The sequence below is a fragment of the Paenibacillus sp. MDMC362 genome, from assembly GCF_003269305.1.
GTDB lineage: Bacteria > Bacillota > Bacilli > Paenibacillales > Paenibacillaceae > Paenibacillus_AQ.
Genome location: NZ_QLYT01000009.1, coordinates 1 through 17838 on the forward strand (window position 1 = coordinate 1; position 17838 = coordinate 17838).

17 protein-coding genes are annotated in these 17838 nt (G+C 52.1%); 15 read left to right on the forward strand and 2 right to left on the reverse strand.

The genetic code is table 11. The features are described 5' to 3' along the window. Window positions 1-294: 294 nt before the first annotated feature. Window positions 295-900, forward strand: a complete 606-nt coding sequence (rsmD, locus tag DP091_RS04635; protein ID WP_113057265.1) for a 16S rRNA (guanine(966)-N(2))-methyltransferase RsmD — start codon at window positions 295-297, stop codon at window positions 898-900. Next, complete coding sequence (coaD, locus tag DP091_RS04640) at window positions 890-1405, forward strand: pantetheine-phosphate adenylyltransferase (protein ID WP_113057266.1); 516 nt, start codon at window positions 890-892, stop codon at window positions 1403-1405. Before rsmD ends, coaD begins: the two co-directional genes overlap by 11 nt. Here the strand turns inward: coaD and DP091_RS04645 are convergent. Beyond that, window positions 1383-2615, reverse strand: a complete 1233-nt coding sequence (locus tag DP091_RS04645) for a nucleoside recognition domain-containing protein (protein ID WP_113057267.1) — start codon at window positions 2613-2615, stop codon at window positions 1383-1385. The two genes, coaD and DP091_RS04645, sit on opposite strands and share 23 nt — an antisense overlap. A 113-nt stretch (window positions 2616-2728) precedes the next feature. Here DP091_RS04645 and DP091_RS04650 point away from each other — a divergent pair, with 113 nt between their 5' ends. After that, a complete protein-coding gene (locus DP091_RS04650; protein WP_113057268.1) occupies window positions 2729-3769 on the forward strand; it encodes a SepM family pheromone-processing serine protease in 1041 nt (346 codons plus the stop codon). On the opposite strand, the gene DP091_RS04655 is transcribed toward DP091_RS04650, so the two are convergent. Further along, window positions 3759-4994 carry a nucleotidyltransferase gene (locus tag DP091_RS04655; protein ID WP_113057269.1) on the reverse strand — a complete coding sequence of 412 codons (1236 nt, stop codon included), beginning with the start codon at window positions 4992-4994 and terminating at the stop codon, window positions 3759-3761. The two genes, DP091_RS04650 and DP091_RS04655, sit on opposite strands and share 11 nt — an antisense overlap. Window positions 4995-5192: 198 nt before the next feature. On the opposite strand from DP091_RS04655, the gene DP091_RS04660 reads away from it, so the two are divergent. From DP091_RS04660 to ftsY, 12 genes are all read left to right on the forward strand, one after another. Next, complete coding sequence (locus DP091_RS04660; RefSeq protein ID WP_113057270.1) at window positions 5193-5702, forward strand: YceD family protein; 510 nt, start codon at window positions 5193-5195, stop codon at window positions 5700-5702. 53 nt (window positions 5703-5755) lie between these two features. Next, window positions 5756-5929, forward strand: a complete 174-nt coding sequence (rpmF, locus tag DP091_RS04665; protein ID WP_006211382.1) for a 50S ribosomal protein L32 — start codon at window positions 5756-5758, stop codon at window positions 5927-5929. A gap of 140 nt (window positions 5930-6069) precedes the next feature. After that, on the forward strand, window positions 6070-6681 hold the full coding sequence (gene fapR, locus DP091_RS04670; RefSeq protein WP_179090709.1) for a transcription factor FapR: 612 nt from the start codon (window positions 6070-6072) through the stop codon (window positions 6679-6681). A 24-nt stretch (window positions 6682-6705) separates the two neighbouring features. Then, window positions 6706-7692, forward strand: a complete 987-nt coding sequence (gene plsX, locus DP091_RS04675) for a phosphate acyltransferase PlsX (protein ID WP_071220039.1) — start codon at window positions 6706-6708, stop codon at window positions 7690-7692. A gap of 8 nt (window positions 7693-7700) precedes the next feature. Further along, the gene (locus DP091_RS04680) at window positions 7701-8690 is read left to right on the forward strand and encodes a beta-ketoacyl-ACP synthase III (protein ID WP_071220040.1); all 990 of its coding nucleotides are present in this window, start codon (window positions 7701-7703) and stop codon (window positions 8688-8690) included. Between the two features lie 48 nt (window positions 8691-8738). Further along, the gene (fabD, locus tag DP091_RS04685) at window positions 8739-9671 is read left to right on the forward strand and encodes an ACP S-malonyltransferase (protein WP_113057271.1); all 933 of its coding nucleotides are present in this window, start codon (window positions 8739-8741) and stop codon (window positions 9669-9671) included. Between the two features lie 47 nt (window positions 9672-9718). Beyond that, window positions 9719-10468 carry a 3-oxoacyl-[acyl-carrier-protein] reductase gene (gene fabG, locus DP091_RS04690; RefSeq protein ID WP_113057272.1) on the forward strand — a complete coding sequence of 250 codons (750 nt, stop codon included), beginning with the start codon at window positions 9719-9721 and terminating at the stop codon, window positions 10466-10468. 109 nt (window positions 10469-10577) lie between these two features. After that, window positions 10578-10811: an acyl carrier protein gene (gene acpP / locus DP091_RS04695; protein ID WP_006211375.1), complete on the forward strand. Its 234-nt coding sequence runs from the start codon at window positions 10578-10580 to the stop codon at window positions 10809-10811. A 164-nt stretch (window positions 10812-10975) separates the two neighbouring features. Further along, window positions 10976-12214, forward strand: coding sequence for a beta-ketoacyl-ACP synthase II (gene fabF / locus DP091_RS04700; protein ID WP_071220043.1), 1239 nt, complete (start codon window positions 10976-10978; stop codon window positions 12212-12214). Between the two features lie 12 nt (window positions 12215-12226). Beyond that, window positions 12227-12925, forward strand: a complete 699-nt coding sequence (gene rnc, locus DP091_RS04705) for a ribonuclease III (RefSeq protein ID WP_071220044.1) — start codon at window positions 12227-12229, stop codon at window positions 12923-12925. Window positions 12926-13131: 206 nt separating this feature from the next. Beyond that, a complete protein-coding gene (smc, locus tag DP091_RS04710; protein WP_113057273.1) occupies window positions 13132-16701 on the forward strand; it encodes a chromosome segregation protein SMC in 3570 nt (1189 codons plus the stop codon). A gap of 27 nt (window positions 16702-16728) precedes the next feature. Beyond that, entirely contained in the window at window positions 16729-17730 is a 1002-nt protein-coding gene (ftsY, locus tag DP091_RS04715; RefSeq protein WP_071220046.1) for a signal recognition particle-docking protein FtsY, read from the forward strand. The last annotated feature ends 108 nt before the right edge of the window (window positions 17731-17838 follow it).

The window sequence follows — 17838 nt, forward strand, 5'->3', positions numbered from 1 at the left end:
CCGTTACAGGGATTTAGTTCGGGAACCTCCGAAGAGATTCCCTCATGGGAGAGGAGAAACCGGACGAAGAGCTTATGGGGAAACGTAAGTCTTCTCCGCGGTTGTCTACGACATTCATTGATGTCGATATTTCAAGGATGCCCGGCTGTGGTAGAAATATACATGGCTTTGAAAAAAAATGGCGAGACATTATGTTTCGTTTTTCATATATGGGATGATTGTGTTACGATAATCACTGTCAATGACGTTGTCTTGGCAATTAATTTATAGATAATGAAACGGGTGAATGAAGCAGTGAGAGTAGTATCCGGAAGTGCAAAGGGCCGGCCGCTCAAAAGTGTGCCTGGTACAAGCACCCGTCCGACGACGGATAAAGTGAAAGAATCCATATTCAGTATGATCGGCCCTTACTTTGAGGGGGGTGCCCTGCTTGACCTGTTCGCAGGCACGGGAGGCCTTGGCATTGAGGCGTTAAGCCGGGGGATGGATCGTGCTGTTTTTATTGATGTTGAACCGAAAAGCATCAGTACGATCAAGGATAATTTGAGGGCGGCCAGACTTGAAGATAGGGCTGAGGTGTACCGCAACGATGCGGGACGAGCGCTCAAAGCGCTTGAAAAGCGCGGCTACAGCTTCGATCTGGTTTTTTTGGACCCGCCATACAGGTTTAAGAATGGTGACGAGCTGATGCTGGATATGGCAGAGCGAGGTTTGCTGCAGGATTCAGCTGTGGTGGTATTGGAATACGAATCAAGTTACAATTATCCTGAGAAGTTTGGTGATTTTTGTTGTTTCCGGACCGCGAAATACGGAGAAACCGCCATATCGATATATCGTTACGAGACAGCGCAAGATCAAGCGTCAGAGCTTGATGAGGAGGAATTACAAGATGACAAATGATAATACTAGTACATACCGAGTTGCCGTATATCCGGGAAGCTTTGATCCGGTCACCATGGGACATATGGATATCATCACACGCGCTTCCAAGCAGTTTGATCTGCTGATTGTGGCCGTGTTGAATAATTTAAGCAAGAACCCGCTGTTCACGATTGAAGAGCGCAAGGATCTCTTAAAACAGGAAACCGCACATCTTCCGAATGTGGAAATCGACAGCTTCCGTGACCTTCTGGCGAATTATATCCGTCAGAAGAATGCCCAGGTCATCGTGCGGGGAATCCGCACGGTGACCGACTTCGAATATGAACTTCAGCTGGCATCCACCAATCACAAGCTGAATCCGGATGCCGAGACGATCTTCATGATGACGCACCCCAAATATTCGTTCCTGAGCTCAAGTCTCGTTAAGGAAATCGCTCATTTTAATGGAGACACCACGGATCTGGTTAGCCCCGAGGTCCATGCCGCGATGCGCCGTAAATTCAGCGGCGATAACGGTCAATAAGACGGGAACACAGCCAGAAAGCCGCGATTAATGATAAGCAGATCACGCCTTGAACCTGTAAGAATGAAGGCAATCCGCTCCAAAAGTTGAAGTGCTGATCCGCATTGGCGTAATCCAGCGGTTCCGTTCGGAAAGCCGGTACGATGCCTGCTGAAAGGGCGCTGACCGGCTTCCACATTGCCAGTGTAATCGCAAAGGCGAGCATGGAATGCAGGGCTCGCTTCATCATAAAGTAACGCCAAGAGAGTCCGGTTTCCCGCATGAGCGACAGGCTTTGCAGCTGAGCGCTGATTCCGCTCCACGCAAGTGCGGCGGACAGTACGGCAAGCTGTAAAATTCCTGCTTGGAATGCCGAGGAGCTGATGGACTGGGCTGCCAGATGGGTCTCCAAGATTCCGGATATAAGATAGGGTGGAAGCTGCGGCAGCAGGTGACCGGTCAATACTCTGGTCAGGACGGCGAAGAACAAGATAAAGCCGCCTGTCATCATTAAAGTTTGAACTGAACGGGTAACGGAATCGCCCAGTAATTTGCCAAAGCTCCGCCCATCCCGTTGATGGGCCTCCAGCGCCGCAGTCGCTGCCCTTTTAAGAAGGGGGCGTTGGGCGTTTTCCCTTGTCCGTACTGTGTGTAGAGTTGAAGTAAACCGCTGTTTGTCTTCTGAAGAAGCCGGTTTATGAAAGAGTCCGAATATCCAAGCGGATAGCAGTCCGGAAATCCAATGAACGATCAGCAGCAGATACCCAGCCTCCGGTTTATGAAGGAGGCCGGTGCCGATGACAACGAGAATGGTCATTGGATTACAGAAATGGGATATAGCGGCGAGCCTTCCGGCATCCATGGCGCGAAGCTCGCCTTGTGTATGCATTCGGGAGGCGGCCTGCGCTCCTGCCGGGAATCCGGCCGTCATTCCTGTTATAAGAACCCAGCCGCCTGCACCGGGAAGTTTGAATGTTTTTTTCATCAAAGGGTCCAGCAGTACGCCAACTCCATGGGCCCAGCCATAGGCGATGAGTATTTCCACCAGTACGAGAAACGGCAGCAAAGCGGGAAATACGATATTCCACCATAGCTTAAGTGCTTGCAGGGTGGCTTGGAAGGCAGGCTCGGGCGCGCTGACGACAGCCAGTACAAGCAGGAAAGCGGCGGCACCCAGCAGAATGGTGTTCCACAGCCCGTTTGATGACTTGACGGCGTTGTCTTTATTCATAAGGAATCTCCTTTCAGCGTAAACATGGCTAGTACAACTTTATGCAAAGGAGACAACCGTCAGACCAAACTTGGTGGAAGGCTGGATATATAAGGCGGAGGGAAGGGAACCACATGAAGAAGTCTGTAAAACCGAATGGCTTAAAAATTGCGCTGTATTTGTTAATGGTCGGGGTCATGCTGTACGTTGTCGTTTATATGCCGACCCCTTATCTCGTATACCAACCGGGGAGTGCCGAAGAGGTGCGCCCCATGATCAATGTCGAGAAGGGAGATCCGGCGGAAGAGGGCACTTTTATGATGACAACCGTGTCGGCTAGCTATGCCAATATGGCGTTGTTGATGATGTCTGCGTTTAACCCGAATGCGGAGGTTGTGAAAAAAGCTGAGAAACTGGGCGATCAGAGCAAGGATGAATATGCAGCCACACAAGTGTATTACATGAATTCTTCCCAGTCGTCAGCAATGGAAGCCGCCTATCAGGAAGCAGGAATTGACTACAGCATCGAGCCAGCTTATGTATTTGTGATGTCAATCTCCGAGAATGCTGCTAATGCCGAGCATTTCCGTCCTGGCGATAAATTGATCAAGATCGATGGGCAGCCGGCAGAGGATAATGAGAAAATCGCCAGCCTGTTAGGCGGGAAAAGCATCGGGGAATTGGTATCCGTGGAGCTTGAACGCAAAGGGAAAACCGTTAAGGAACAGGTTCAGCTTGTGAGCATTAAGGATGAGAAGACCGGCGCGGAGCGTCCCGGATTAGGTGTCATGATTGCCACGATGCAAAGCGTGGAGCCGGCCGATCCCGATCATACCATTCATTTTGCGGACACCAATATCGGTGGGCCGTCAGCAGGGCTGATCTTTACTCTTGAAATATATAACCAGCTCACCGATGGTGATTTAAGCAAAGGTTACCGGGTCGCCGGAACGGGTACCATTGATAAATCAGGCGCCGTAGGCCCCATTGGCGGCGTGAAGCACAAGATCGTGGCTGCTGATCGGAAGGAAGCCGATATCTTTTTTGTGCCGCAAAAAAATTACGATGAAGCCAAGAAGCGCGCGGACCGGATCAAAACGGACATGAAGCTGATCCCGGTGGAGGACCTGCAAGATGCAGTGGATTATCTGGAGGAGCTGCCGCCTAAGGGGTGAGCGGCGGCAGCAGGTAATCGCCGTAGTATTGGCGCATATCCGGCCTAGGTTGCCCGTTGGCATAGACGGCTGCTGCCATCAGGTCCCTCTCCAGCTGAGGATGCTCCAGCTTGGCCGGCTTGTGAATGACGGGGAGTGAGGCGCTCTGCTTCATACGTTTCAGTAGAGAACGCCCTGTCTCGCTGAAGCCGAGGACCCGGATATAGCCCGGACCTTTCGCCAGCTCTTCGCGATTCATCGATGCCTTGTCATGATTCAGCATGATGTGCAGCAGCATGCGCTGAAGCTTGGTCCGCGTATAGCGCTTGGTCTTCAGCGCTTCCAGGAGGGCGTCAACCGTCGGCTGCTCCAGCTGAAATAGCGAGCGCTGAACACGGTGCTCCAAGCCTTCGGTCACTTCGAGAAGGGCTTCAAGCTGCGCAGGCGTATGCGTGAGCAGGGTTTGAAACAGCGGCTGGCGGAACTGCTCCCAATGGACGGGAGCTCGTCCGCTCTTGATTTCCCGCTCCATGATGCTGTGCGTGAATTCCGGCATATAGGGTCTGGCGGCTTCCAGTCCCTGTGAAAGTATGATGTTGCGGATGGCGGTTGCACTGGCAATGGACGACGCTCCCGGCAAGGGATCATGGTACTGTGCGTTTTCTCTTGCGATGGTGTAGGGTGTAATGCGGCTTCCCAGGCGTTCTAGAGCGATTAGGTAGTGCAGGCCCAAGGAATTGTTCGGCTGCGTGAGCAGCTCTTGCAAATGGGCAATCGCCGGTTCGGACTCACCGAATAGGGCAGCAGCGGCAGCACCGTAAGCAGACGGGAAGTTCATGCCTTCCCGGAGGCGCTTTTCGATTTCGGATCGAAGCTCGCCGGATTCGTTTGCGAGCGAACGGGACAACGGCAGAATCTGCTCCAGCGTACCGCTTTCGGATCCGAAGGAAAGGCAATCCACTACGCCCGTAGCTTCCAGAATGGCTACCGCACCGTACGCGAACCATTCCGCAGGCTGCACGGCATAGGTTACCGGCAGCTCGAGGCACAGGTCAACTCCCATGGCAAGGGCCATTTCCGCCCGTGCGCGCTTGCTTGCGATGGCAGGTTCGCCGCGTTGGAGAAACGGACCGCTCATCACAGCAACGACGGCATCTGCCCCCGTAACTTCTTTGGATTTGCGATAGTGAAGTACATGACCGTTATGTAAGGGATTATATTCAACGACAATGCCAACCGTCTTCATTCGTTTCAACTCCTTGATTAGAATATAACATAATTACATGCCGTTCCCGCAACAATAAGCGCATTCCCCGGGAGAGTTGTATTTCTGGTAGTATGAAGAGAAATATCGGGTAACAATAAAGAGGTTGTTAGGGTTATCCTGTTGACAAAACTCTTTGGGAATCGGTATAATAATCTTTGTTTGTTTGGAGTGATGGATATGCTAATTCAATTTCGTAAATTGACAACCAGCGATCAACCGTTACAGTTCCATCAAACCGTGGATGTAAGCAATGCTGTTAAGGACCGGAAGGATATCCTTGCTGTTCAGCCATTAGACGTGGATCTGACAGCAACCGCATCGGTTTCTGGTACGGTGGATGTTCGTGGACGATTGCAAGGCGAGCTGGAGATGAATTGCTCCCGCTGCCTGAAGCCGATCAGCGAACATGTGCACATCCCTTTTCATGAAGTATTCCAGCCGGTGGAAGATCCTGAATCCATTCAGGATGAGAATGATGACACTACATACGTGCAAGGTGAGAGTGTGGATCTCACTCCCTATGTAGAAGAAGCATTTTTGCTCCACCTGCCGCTAGCCCCGGTATGTAAAGCCGACTGCAAGGGACTCTGCCCGAATTGTGGCAAGGACCTGAATGAAGGCACGTGCGACTGCGATACGGAAGTGATCGATCCTAGGCTAGCCGGTCTGAAGGACTTCTTTAAATGATGATGGATATGGCACCCGTGTTCAGCGGGTTGAACTGATAAGGAGGTGGGAACATGGCAGTACCTCAACGTAGAACGTCCAAAACACGTCGTGACAAGCGTCGTACTCATTTTAAGCTGGCTGTGCCAGGCATGGTGAAATGCGAGCAATGTGGAGAATTGAAGCTTGCTCATCGCGTATGTAAAGTATGCGGAACGTATAAGGCAAGAGAGATCATCAAACAATAGTTTTTGAATAAGTAGTACTTCATCTTTGGTGAGGTGCTATTTTTTTTGTCTGAAGCCCCCCTTTCTTTTTGACGTGACATGATTTATACTTAACATTAGTACCAGGTTCTAATATTTGCGACTAATTTACATATATATGTTTGAAGAATGGCGGCTTTCATAGCGGCAGAAGGAGTTGTTTCGTCATCGATCGTTTATCCAAGAAAGACCGTCACCAGCGGCTGATTCAGCTGATCGACGAGAATCCCTTTGTTACAGACCGCGAGTTGACTCGCCAGCTTAAAGTGAGCATTCAGACGATACGCCTTGACCGTATGGAACTTGGCATCCCGGAGCTTCGTGAACGAATGAAGCAGATGGCGGAGCATTCCTATGACCAGGTTCGTTCCTTGTCGCTCGAAGAGGTGATCGGGGATGTCGTTGACTTGCAGTTGGACAAGAGCGGAATATCGATATTTGAAATCCGCGAGGAACATGTATTCAGCAAAACGCGGATAGCCCGAGGGCACTACGTGTTCGCTCAAGCCAATTCACTTGCCATCGCCGTAATCAATGAAGAAATCGCATTGACGTCTTCAGCGGATATTCGGTTTTTGAGACAGGTTCGTCTCGGCGAGAAATGCATTGCCAAAGCCTACGTTAGGTCCATTGCCGGCCAGAAGGGGAAGGCCAAGGTGGAAGTGTTTACTTATGTCGCTGATGAAATGGTGTTCCAGGGGAATTTTGTAATCTACCGATCTGCAGGAGAATGACATAAGTGAAGGAGGAAGTTTGGCATGAGAATTGCGATTGATGCAATGGGCGGCGACAATGCCCCCCAGAGTAACGTCGAGGGCGCTCTCATTGCGGCACGGGAATGGAGCGATACCGAGATCATTCTCGTTGGAGATGAGGCGCAGATTGGAGCGCTGCTGAAGGACAAGCCGTCCAATCTGAAGGTGGTTCATGCAAGCGAAGTCATTGAAGCGGAGGATGAGCCGGTTAAGGCGGTCCGCCGGAAGAAGGATGCTTCGATGGTTGTGGCGGGACGCATGATTCGTGAAGGTGAAGCCGATGCCATGATCTCGGCTGGCAATACAGGAGCCCTCATGACGACCGGGTTGCTGGTCGTTGGCAGGATGAAGGGGATTGAGCGTCCTGCGCTTGCGCCTATGATTCCTACGCTCGACGGCAAGGGGATGCTCGCCTTGGATCTCGGAGCGAACATGGATTCGAAGCCTGAGCATCTGCAGCAGTACGCACTGATGGGCAGCCTGTATCGCGAGAAGGTGCACGGAATCACCAAGCCGCGGGTCGGGCTGTTAAATGTCGGTACCGAGCCAGGCAAGGGAAATGAATTGACGAAGCATGCTTATCCGTTACTGGAGGAGCTGCCTATCCATTTTGTTGGGAACGTCGAGTCCCGCGATGTCATGAACGGGGTTTGTGATGTGCTCGTATGTGACGGGTTCTCGGGCAATATTTTGTTGAAATCTATTGAAGGAACGGCTGGTGCGCTCTTTTCGTTGTTGAAGGAGCAGTTCAGCAAGTCGCTGAAGACCAAGATGGCCGCCGCCTTGATGATGCCGGAGCTTCGCAGCCTGAAATCGACGCTCGATTACAAGGAACATGGCGGAGCGCCTTTGCTAGGTCTGAGCGGTCTGGTAGTTAAGAGCCATGGTTCATCGGATGCGAACGCCATCAAGAATGGGGTTCGCCAAGCGCGGACGGCGCTGCAGAACCGATTGGTAGAGAGTATTTCGAATGAAATCAGCGGGAAGTGAGTGAGGAAATGAACAATTTGCGTCCGGTCGGAATTATTGGCACAGGCAAATACGTGCCTGAGAAAATATTGTCAAATCATGATTTAGAGAAAATGGTAGATACAAGTGATGAATGGATTGTCTCGATGACGGGAATCCGGGAACGACATATTGCCGCTCCGAATGAAGCGACGTCGGATTTAGCTTATCATGCTGCTGTGAACGCGTTGAAATCCGCCGGAATGAACGCCGAGGATCTGGAATTGATCATTGTGGCGACGATTACGCCGGATATGTTCTTTCCCTCCACCGCATGTTTGCTCCAGGATCGGCTTGGTGCCAAAAAAGCGGCGGCATTTGACCTTTCGGCTGCTTGCTCGGGATTTGTATACGGCCTGGCTACCGCTACAAATTTCGTGAAGACGGGCATGTACAACAACGCATTGGTGATCGGGGTGGACTGCTTGTCCCGCATTACGGACTATACCGACCGCAATACCTGCGTCCTGTTCGGCGACGGTGCCGGCGCGGCGATTGTCGGTGAAGTGCCGGAAGGCCGCGGATTCCAAGCTTTTGATCTGGGTGCTGAAGGTGCGGGCGGGGCACATCTGTACATTGAGGCAGGCGGTTCGAGATTGCCGGCTTCCGCCGAGACGATTAACACGAATAAACACTTTATTTATATGAACGGCCGCGAAGTGTTCAAATTTGCGGTACGGGTGATGGGATCTGCCACGGAAGCCGTATTATCCAAAGCGGGCATCGACAAAAAGGATATCGACTTATTCATTCCTCATCAAGCCAACATCCGGATCATTAAGTCTGCCATGGAGCGCTTGGAGCTTCCGGAGGAGAAAGTCGTAATCAATGTTGATAAATACGCCAATACCTCAGCCGCTTCCGTGCCGCTGGCTCTTGTCGAAGCACAGGAATCCGGTCGCCTGAAAGAAGGAGACAAGGTGTTGATGGTTGGTTTTGGCGGAGGATTAACATGGGGTTCCTCCGTACTCATCTGGTAACAGAGTAGTATTTAGACCTAATGAAACAAGAGAAGGGAGCTAACGATTTTGGGTAAAACAGCATTTATATTTCCAGGTCAGGGCGCTCAGTCCGTCGGAATGGGGAAGGATGCCTATGATGCGGTTCCTGCCGCAAGGGATCTGTTTCTTACCGCGGATGAACAGCTTGGATTTCCGCTCAGCTCCATTATTTTTAATGGCCCCGATGAAGATTTGAAACAAACGGTAAATACGCAGCCAGCTCTGCTCGCAACCAGCCTGGCTTATCTGGAAGCCATTCGCGGCAAGGGGATCGAACCGGATTACGTTGCGGGACATTCCCTTGGCGAATACAGCGCGCTTGTATGCGCAGGCGTGCTTTCGTTCGAAGAAGCTGTATCGATCGTTAGAGCCCGCGGAGAATACATGGAGGCAGCCGTACCCGGAGGTCAAGGCGCCATGGCAGCCGTGCTTGGCGCAGACCGTGAGGCTTTGTCCGCGCTGTGCAAGAGCATTACGGCAGAGGGACATGTTGTAGAACTTGCGAACATGAACTGTCCGGGACAAATCGTCATCTCGGGTTCCGCAGAGGGTGTCGCAGCTGCTTCAGAAAGAGTCAAGGAAGCAGGCGGCAAGCGGGCTATCCCTCTGGAGGTAAGCGGACCCTTCCATTCGACCCTGATGAAGGAGGCGGCTAACCGGCTGGCTGATAAACTGGAGCAGGCTGCGTTTAATACTCCATCCGTTCCGGTCGTTGCCAATGTGACGGCGCGTCCGGTGGAAGATGCCGCTGCCATCCGCGGTTTGCTGGTGGAGCAGGTATATTCCCCCGTGTTATGGCATGACAGTGTCGAATGGATGATCACTCAAGGGGTGGACACCTTTGTCGAGATCGGTCCCGGCAGTGTTCTCAGCGGTTTGATCAAGAAGATTGACAAATCCGTCAAAGTCATTAATGTAAATAGTCTGGACAGCGTCAGCAGTCTGGAGACGGTCGTATAAATAACGAAGGATAAAAACCAGATCACTTTCGGAAAGGAGGAATAGGTATGAGTGAAGCTCTAAAAGGACAGACTGCGCTTGTTACGGGTGCTTCCCGCGGCATTGGCCGGAGCATTGCTCTCGGACTTGCCGATCTGGGTGCTAACGTTGCTGTCAATTATTCAGGAAGCGAAGCGGCTGCAGCCGAGGTTGTGGAAGCGATTCGCGCAAAGGGCGTATTGGCCATCGCGGTTAAATCCAACGTTGGACGGACCGAAGAAGCCGATGCCATGGTAAAGCAGGTGTTGGAGACTTTTGGTCGAATTGATATCCTGGTGAATAATGCAGGGATTACTAGAGACAATCTAATCATGCGGATGAAGGAAGAGGAGTTCGATCAGGTAATCGAAACGAATCTGAAAGGGGTATTCAATTGCCTTAAGGCGGTGACGCGTCCTATGATGAAACAACGTTATGGGCGCATTATCAATATATCCTCCGTTGTCGGAGCGCTTGGCAATCCGGGGCAGGCCAACTATGTTGCGGCCAAAGCCGGAGTCATCGGTCTGACCAAATCAGCCGCTCGGGAGCTCGCTTCCCGTGGAATTACGGTGAACGCCGTGGCTCCTGGTTTTATCGATACCGATATGACCCGGGAACTTCCTGAGGACATGCGGGAAGGCCTGCTTGGCGGAATTCCGCTCGCCCGCCTGGGGCAGCCGGAGGAGATTGCCGGCGTGGTTGCTTTTCTAGCATCTTCCAGTGCATCCTATATGACTGGACAAGTGCTGCATGTGGATGGCGGCATGTATATGTAGGCTCCGCCAATGTTCCGGCGCTGGCCGCTGGGCATTAAATCGTTTTCAAATGCCTTCTATGGCAATTTGAAGTCATATCTCGTATAATTACCAAGAGGAGGTGAGCCGGATGTCCGATGTATTGGAACGCGTGAAACGCATCGTTATCGACCGCCTGGGTGTTGACGAAGCCGACGTAACATTAGAAGCATCTTTCAAAGACGACCTTGGAGCTGATTCTCTCGATGTAGTTGAATTGGTGATGGAGTTGGAAGATGAGTTTGATATGGAGATCTCTGATGAAGATGCGGAGAAAATTACGACCGTAGGTGAAGTTGTAAACTACATACAATCTCATACCTAAGTCATTACAGTTAAGTCCCGTTCTTTAGCAAGACGGGACTTCTCCACATTCAATCCAAGCTTTTTAGCACAAACAAGTGATAGATTATTACTGCCTTCGTTATTCATGAGTACGCATGTGCGGCTTCATAGATGGACGGGCAGTCCATATAGAGGTGAAACTGTTTGAAACATAGAGTCGTTGTAACAGGAATGGGCGTCATGACCTCGATTGGTCAAGACCTGGATACATTCTGGAACAGTTTGATGGAAGGCAAGTCTGGCGTATCCCGCATCGAAGCATTTGATGTGAGTGATTACACAACGCAGATCGCGGCATCCATGAAGGATTTTAATCCGGAGGATTACATGGATCGCAAAGAAGCCCGCAGGATGGACCGTTTTGTACAGCTTGCGGTTGCAGCCGGTTCGAAGGCGCTGGAGGACAGTGGCCTTGAAATTGGCGTGAATGCCGATGCAGAACGGGTTGGCGTTTCAATCGGATCGGGTATCGGCGGTTTGGGGACTTGGGAGGATCAGCATAATATCCTGCTCGAAAAAGGCCCGAAACGTGTAAGCCCCTTCTTTATTCCGATGATGATCGCAAACATGGCCTCAGGCCAGATGTCGATCAATCTGGGAGCCAAGGGTCCGAACACCACTCAGGTTACGGCTTGTGCCACCGGAACGCATTCGATCGGCGATTCATACCGTCTGATACAGCGCGGTGATGCCGATGTCATGATCTGCGGCGGGGCGGAGGCAACCATTCGTCCAACAGGGATGGCTGGTTTCTGCGCTATGCGTGCAATGTCAACCCGTAATGACGAGCCGGAAAAAGCCAGTCGGCCATTCGATACCGGCCGCGACGGTTTTGTTATGGGTGAAGGCGCGGGCGTGCTTGTGATCGAGTCCCTGGAGCATGCGTTGAAACGCGGTGCCAAAATTTATGCCGAGGTGGTTGGCTATGGCCTTAGTGCCGATGCCCATCATATTACCGAGCCGGATCCGGATGGAGCAGCTCGCTGCATGAAGATGGCGATCCGTGACGCAGGCATTGCGCCGGAGGATGTGGATTATATTAATGCTCACGGGACTTCAACGCCGGTAGGAGACCGTTCGGAAACGAAGGCCGTTAAGATGGCTCTCGGTGACCATGCCTATAAAGTAGCCGTTAGTTCAACCAAGTCGATGACGGGTCATTTGCTTGGGGCTGCCGGCGGCGTTGAAGCGGTTATCTGCGGGCTGAGCTTGAAGAACCAAACCATTGCGCCAACGATTAACCTGGAGGATCAGGATCCGGAGTGCGATCTTGACTACGTACCGAATCACCCGCGCAAAGCCGATTTGGATATCGTCATGTCCAATTCGTTCGGATTTGGCGGGCATAATGCCACGATTATCCTGAAAAAATACGCCGAGTAAGGGGACAGTGTGTTGAGTGGAGATCTGAAGCAGTTACAGCATAAACTTCAAATCCAGTTTCGCAATGCAATGCTGCTGAAGCAGGCCTTTACCCACGCATCTTATGTAAACGAACATCGCTTCAGTCAGAGCCAGGACAACGAGCGTCTTGAATTTCTAGGGGATGCTGTTCTGGAGCTGACGGTGAGCGAATTCTTATACAACCTTTTTCCGGACCGTCCGGAAGGTGAATTGACCAAGCTGCGGGCCGCTATCGTATGCGAGCCCTCCCTGGTGCAATTCGCTGTAGGTCTGGACTTTGGTCGTTACGTTCTGCTAGGAAAAGGAGAGGAAATGACGGGCGGTCGAACCCGCCCAGCTCTTCTGGCAGACGTATTTGAGTCATTTGTGGGGGCGCTTTATCTGGATCAGGGATTGGAAGCGGTTCGCCGGTTTTTAAGCGACCATGTCTTTCCAACGGTGACCGTCAACGGTCGTCCGCAGATGAGCGATTATAAGACTGAGCTTCAGGAACTGACCCAGCATCACGGCATGGGCGCACTGGAATATCGTATCGTAGAAGAGCGAGGACCGGCACATGAGCGGGAGTTTGTCTCGGAGGTATACATGGGAAGCGAATGTCTTGGACGCGGAAGCGGCAGATCCAAGAAAGAAGCCGAGCAGCAGGCAGCGGCAGTAGCCTTAAAGCAGCTGAAACGTGCGGATGCCTAAAGCTTCGCTGATGTGATGACAAACAAAGAGCAAAGAGCAGTCAAGCGGATAACCGGACCCGGATAGGATGACTGTTTTTTGCTCTTTTCGTTGTCTGTCTTTTGATCAAGGGACAGCTGCTTATAACGTTGATGGACCTCGTCCAAAGACGGCGGTGAAGCCGATTCTACTTATGGTACAATAGCAGGAGAGGTGATAGTTCGAATATGTTTTTGAAACGGATCGAGTTAGCAGGATTTAAATCGTTTGCCGACAAGACGGAGATGGAATTTGTCCGGGGAATTACAGCCGTTGTAGGTCCGAATGGCAGCGGCAAGAGCAACATTTCCGATGGGATCCGATGGGTGCTTGGCGAGCAGAGCGCCAAATCGCTTCGCGGCGGCAAGATGGAAGACATTATCTTTGCCGGAAGCGATGCGCGTAAAGCGGTTAATTATGGAGAGGTCTCCCTTACTCTGGATAATGAGGATCATGTACTACCGCTGGATTTTAATGAGGTAACCGTAACTAGGAGGGTGCACCGCAGCGGGGACAGCGAGTATTTCATTAATAGGCAATCATGCCGACTCAAGGATATTACGGAGCTGTTCATGGACACCGGAATTGGTAAAGAAGCCTATTCCATCATTGGACAAGGCCGGATCGAGGAAATATTGAGTACACGTTCAGAAGATCGCCGGGGGATTTTTGAGGAAGCATCCGGGATCGTTAAATATAAATCCCGTAAAAAAGAGTCTGTACGCAAGCTGGATGAAACAGAGCAAAATCTGCTTCGCATCCACGACTTGGTCACGGAGCTTGAGGATCAGATCGGACCACTCAAAGAGCAGTCCGAGAAGGCCATTCGCTACAAGGAGCTTCGGGAGAAGCTGAAGCACAAGGAAATCTCGCTGTATGTGTATCAGATCGAACAGATACATACCTCATGGAGCGAGGCCAATGCCAAGCTTGAACAGCTGAAGGAAGAACAGCTCGCGCTGTCCACCGTTGTATCCGCGCACGATGCCAAGCTGGAAAGTGACAGATCAGCGCTGCGCCAACTGGAGCAGGAAGTTGAGGATCTGCAGAGCCAGCTGCTTCAATTCAGTGAGCTGTTCGAGAAGAGCGAAGGCTATGGCGAGGTGCTCAAGGAACGCCGCCGCAACCTGGAACGTACGCGCGAGCAGCTAGAAGAAAGCTTGCAATCAGGCGATCAACGTCTAGGAGCGCGCGTAGGCGAGCTTGCGAGCATGAAGAGCAAGCTGCAGGAGCTACAGCAGGAATTAACCCAAGTGCGGGACCAGCTGTCAGCGGAAGAAGCGAAGCTGGTGGGCGTAACCGGCGGAATCAGCCAGCAGCAGGAAGAGAGCTTAAAGGGGAATTTACTGGAGCTTATGAACCAAATGGCTCAAGCCCGGAATGAAATCCGTTACGCCGACCAGCAGCAGGAAGCGCTGGATCGGCGGATGAATCGGGCGCAAGAGGAGTCGGGTAAATGGGAAGCCCTGAAAGAGGATCTGCTCCGCCGCAAAGATAGCATCGATCGAAGTATTGAACGCTTCGGTAAAGAGATTGCAGACCTCCGCAGCGGTTATATCAGCGAGAGTGAGCGATATCAATCCCTGCAGAAATTGCAGGAAGAGACGCAGGGAGCGCTTCGGAAATGGGAGCAGAAGCGGGAGGCGCAGATTTCCCGCCGCGATACCATGAAAGAGCTTCAGGACGATTTTGACGGATTTATGCTGGGGGTTAAGGAAGTACTGAAGGCTTCCCGCAAATCCGTGCTCCACGGGGTCCATGGTGCGGTGGCCGAACTGATTCGTGTACCGGAAAAGTTGGAGCTTGCGATGGAGACAGCCCTTGGCGCATCGGTTCAGCATATCGTCATGGAGAACGAATCCGTATCCAGGCAGGCGATTGCCTTCCTGAAGCAGCGCCAGTTAGGACGGGCAACCTTCCTGCCTTTGGACGTCATTCGTCCACGGAACGTATCCGCTTCGGATCGGCACTTGGCAGAAGGGGAAGCCGGGTTTGTAGGCTTTGGCTCCGAGCTGGTGAAGTATGATTCAAGATACAGCAACATCGTCGGCAGCCTTCTGGGCAATGTCGTGATCGCCGAGACCTTGGAGCAAGCGAACAAAATTGCTGCAAGATTCTCCTATCGCTTCCGTGTCGTCACACTCGAGGGCGACGTGGTCAATGCAGGCGGATCCATGACAGGCGGCAGTCAGCACAAGAAAACGAACAGCCTGCTGGGACGCAAGCGTCAGTTGGAGCAGCTGGATCAGGAAATCACGGAGACCGAGAAGCAGCTGGAGAAGCTGCAGCAGGGCATGGAAGGCGTCCGGAATCAAATGATCGAATCTCAGGATAAGCTGGACGAGCTTCGTAAAGCCGGAGACGACAAGCGAATCGAGGAACAGCAGGCTGCAGGGGACCGCAAGCAGCTTGAGCATGAGCTGCGCCACGTCCTCGAACAAGCCGAGCTGGCAGGCGAGGAGAAGAGCAGTCAAGAGAAGGAAGCCAAAGAGATTCAGGCAAGCCGTGAACGCGCGCAGAAGCTGTTGTCTGAGCTGGAGGAGGAAGAGAAATCAACCCATCTGGCGATCCAAGCTGCAGAATTTGCCCGTAAAGCGAATGAGTCGGCGAAGGAAGAGCTTCAGAGTCAGCTGACAAACCTCAAGGTTCGCGAAGGAAAGCTGGATCAGGAAACCTTCTCGCTGGAGGAGCAGCTCAAGCGCCTTCAGTCGGATGTCGACAACCACGAGAAGGAGCAGAAACAGAACCGCACGATGCTGGCCTCCGTTCAAGCCGACCTGAATCAGAACGAAAGCGAAAGCGTAAAGCAGATCGAGGATCTGAACCAGTACAAGCTGAAGAAGGAAGAGGCTACGCAGCAGCTGGAATTCAAGCGGGCTGCACGCACCGCGCTTAGCCGGAAGCTGGAGCTGGAAGAGAGCGAAACCAAGGAACAGCGCACGCAGCTGCGGGCCGTGGATGATCAGCTTCGCCAGACCGAGATTGGGGTAAACCGGCTCGACGTTGAGCTTGAGAATATATTGAAGAAATTAAGCGAGGACTACGAGCTGAGTTATGAGCTTGCCAAGCAGCGGTATCCGATTCCGGAAGACATCACTGCCGCTCAGAACGAAGTGCGTGACTTGAAGAGGTCGATAACTTCCCTGGGAGATGTCAATCTTGGGGCCATCGAAGAGTATCAGCGCGTTAATGAGAGATACCTGTTCTTAAGTGAGCAAAAGGCGGATCTGGTTGAAGCGAAGACAACCCTGTACCAGGTCATTAAGGAAATGGACGATGAAATGTCCAAGCGTTTCAAGCTGACGTTTGATGCGATCCGGCGCGAGTTCGGCACGGTATTTACGAAGTTGTTCGGAGGTGGACGTGCCGACCTGGTCCTGATCGATCCGGATCGATTGCTTGAGACGGGGATCGATATCGTTGCGCAGCCTCCTGGCAAGAAGCTGCAAAATCTGCAGCTTCTCTCCGGGGGAGAGCGTGCATTAACCGCTATGGCGCTGTTGTTTGCCATTTTGCAGGTGAAGCCGGTTCCGTTCTGCGTACTGGATGAGGTCGAGGCGGCGCTTGACGAAGCGAATGTAGTGCGGTTTGCCCAGTATCTGCGGGAGTTCTCTGAGCAAACGCAGTTTATCGTGGTCACCCACCGCAAAGGAACGATGGAAGAGGCTGACGTGCTGTACGGCGTCACGATGGAAGAAGGCGGCGTGTCGAAGCTGGTGTCCGTCAAGCTTGAGAATGAGGAAGCGGAGATTGCCTAATTTAACATAACGACATGGAGGGTACGTATGAGCTTTTTTAAGAAGTTAAAAGAGAGCATTTCCAGCAAAACGGAAAACGTAACAAAACAGTTCCGGGACGGACTCGAGAAAACTCGGAAGGGATTTATCGAGAAAGTGTCGGACCTGGTCATTCGCCGGAAAAAGATCGATGAAGAATTTTACGAGGAGTTGGAAGAGATTCTGATTGGCGCTGACGTCGGCGTCAATACGGTGATGGATCTGATGGACGATCTTCGTGCCGAAGTGAAGAAACGGCGGATCGAGGACGCTGCCGATCTGCAGCCGGTCTTGTCCGAGAAGCTGATGGGACTCCTTCGTGATGACAGCAGCAATGAGCTGAGAGAGAATCCGGATGGAATTACGGTCATTCTGTTTGTAGGCGTTAACGGAGTCGGCAAAACCACCACGATTGGTAAGCTGGCACATCGTTACAAGCAGGAGGGCAAGAAGGTTTTGCTCGCCGCTGGCGACACATTCCGTGCAGGTGCGATTGAACAACTGGAGGTATGGGGAGAACGGGTTGGCGTTGAAGTCATTAAACAGCAGCCCGGCTCAGACCCGGCAGCTGTCATGTTCGATGCGGTTCAAGCAGCCAAGCAGCGGCAAGCGGATGTTCTGCTCTGTGATACGGCGGGACGCCTTCAGAACAAAACGAATCTGATGGAAGAGTTGAATAAAATCTTCCGCGTCATTCAACGCGAAATCCCGAGTGCCCCGCATGAGGTACTGATGGTCCTTGATGCGACGACAGGACAAAATGCGCTCAGCCAGGCAAAGCTGTTCGGGGAGAAGAGCGGCGTGACCGGCCTCGTATTAACCAAGCTGGATGGCACGGCTAAAGGCGGCATCGTGATCGCGATTCGGCAGGAGTTGAATCTTCCGGTGAAGCTGGTAGGCTTGGGAGAGAAAATGGGCGACCTCCAGACCTTTGATTCGGAGCAGTTCGTTCATGCCCTCTTTGCGGGTTTGATCAAAGAAGAAGAGAATGCCGCAGAACAACAAGGCTAGGCGCTTGTCTAGTTGCTATGTATAAAAAAGGACCGAAAGTTATACTTTCGGTCCTCAGGCTGTCGAGAAAGTCTCGACAGCTATTTTTTGTACATTTAATTCAACACG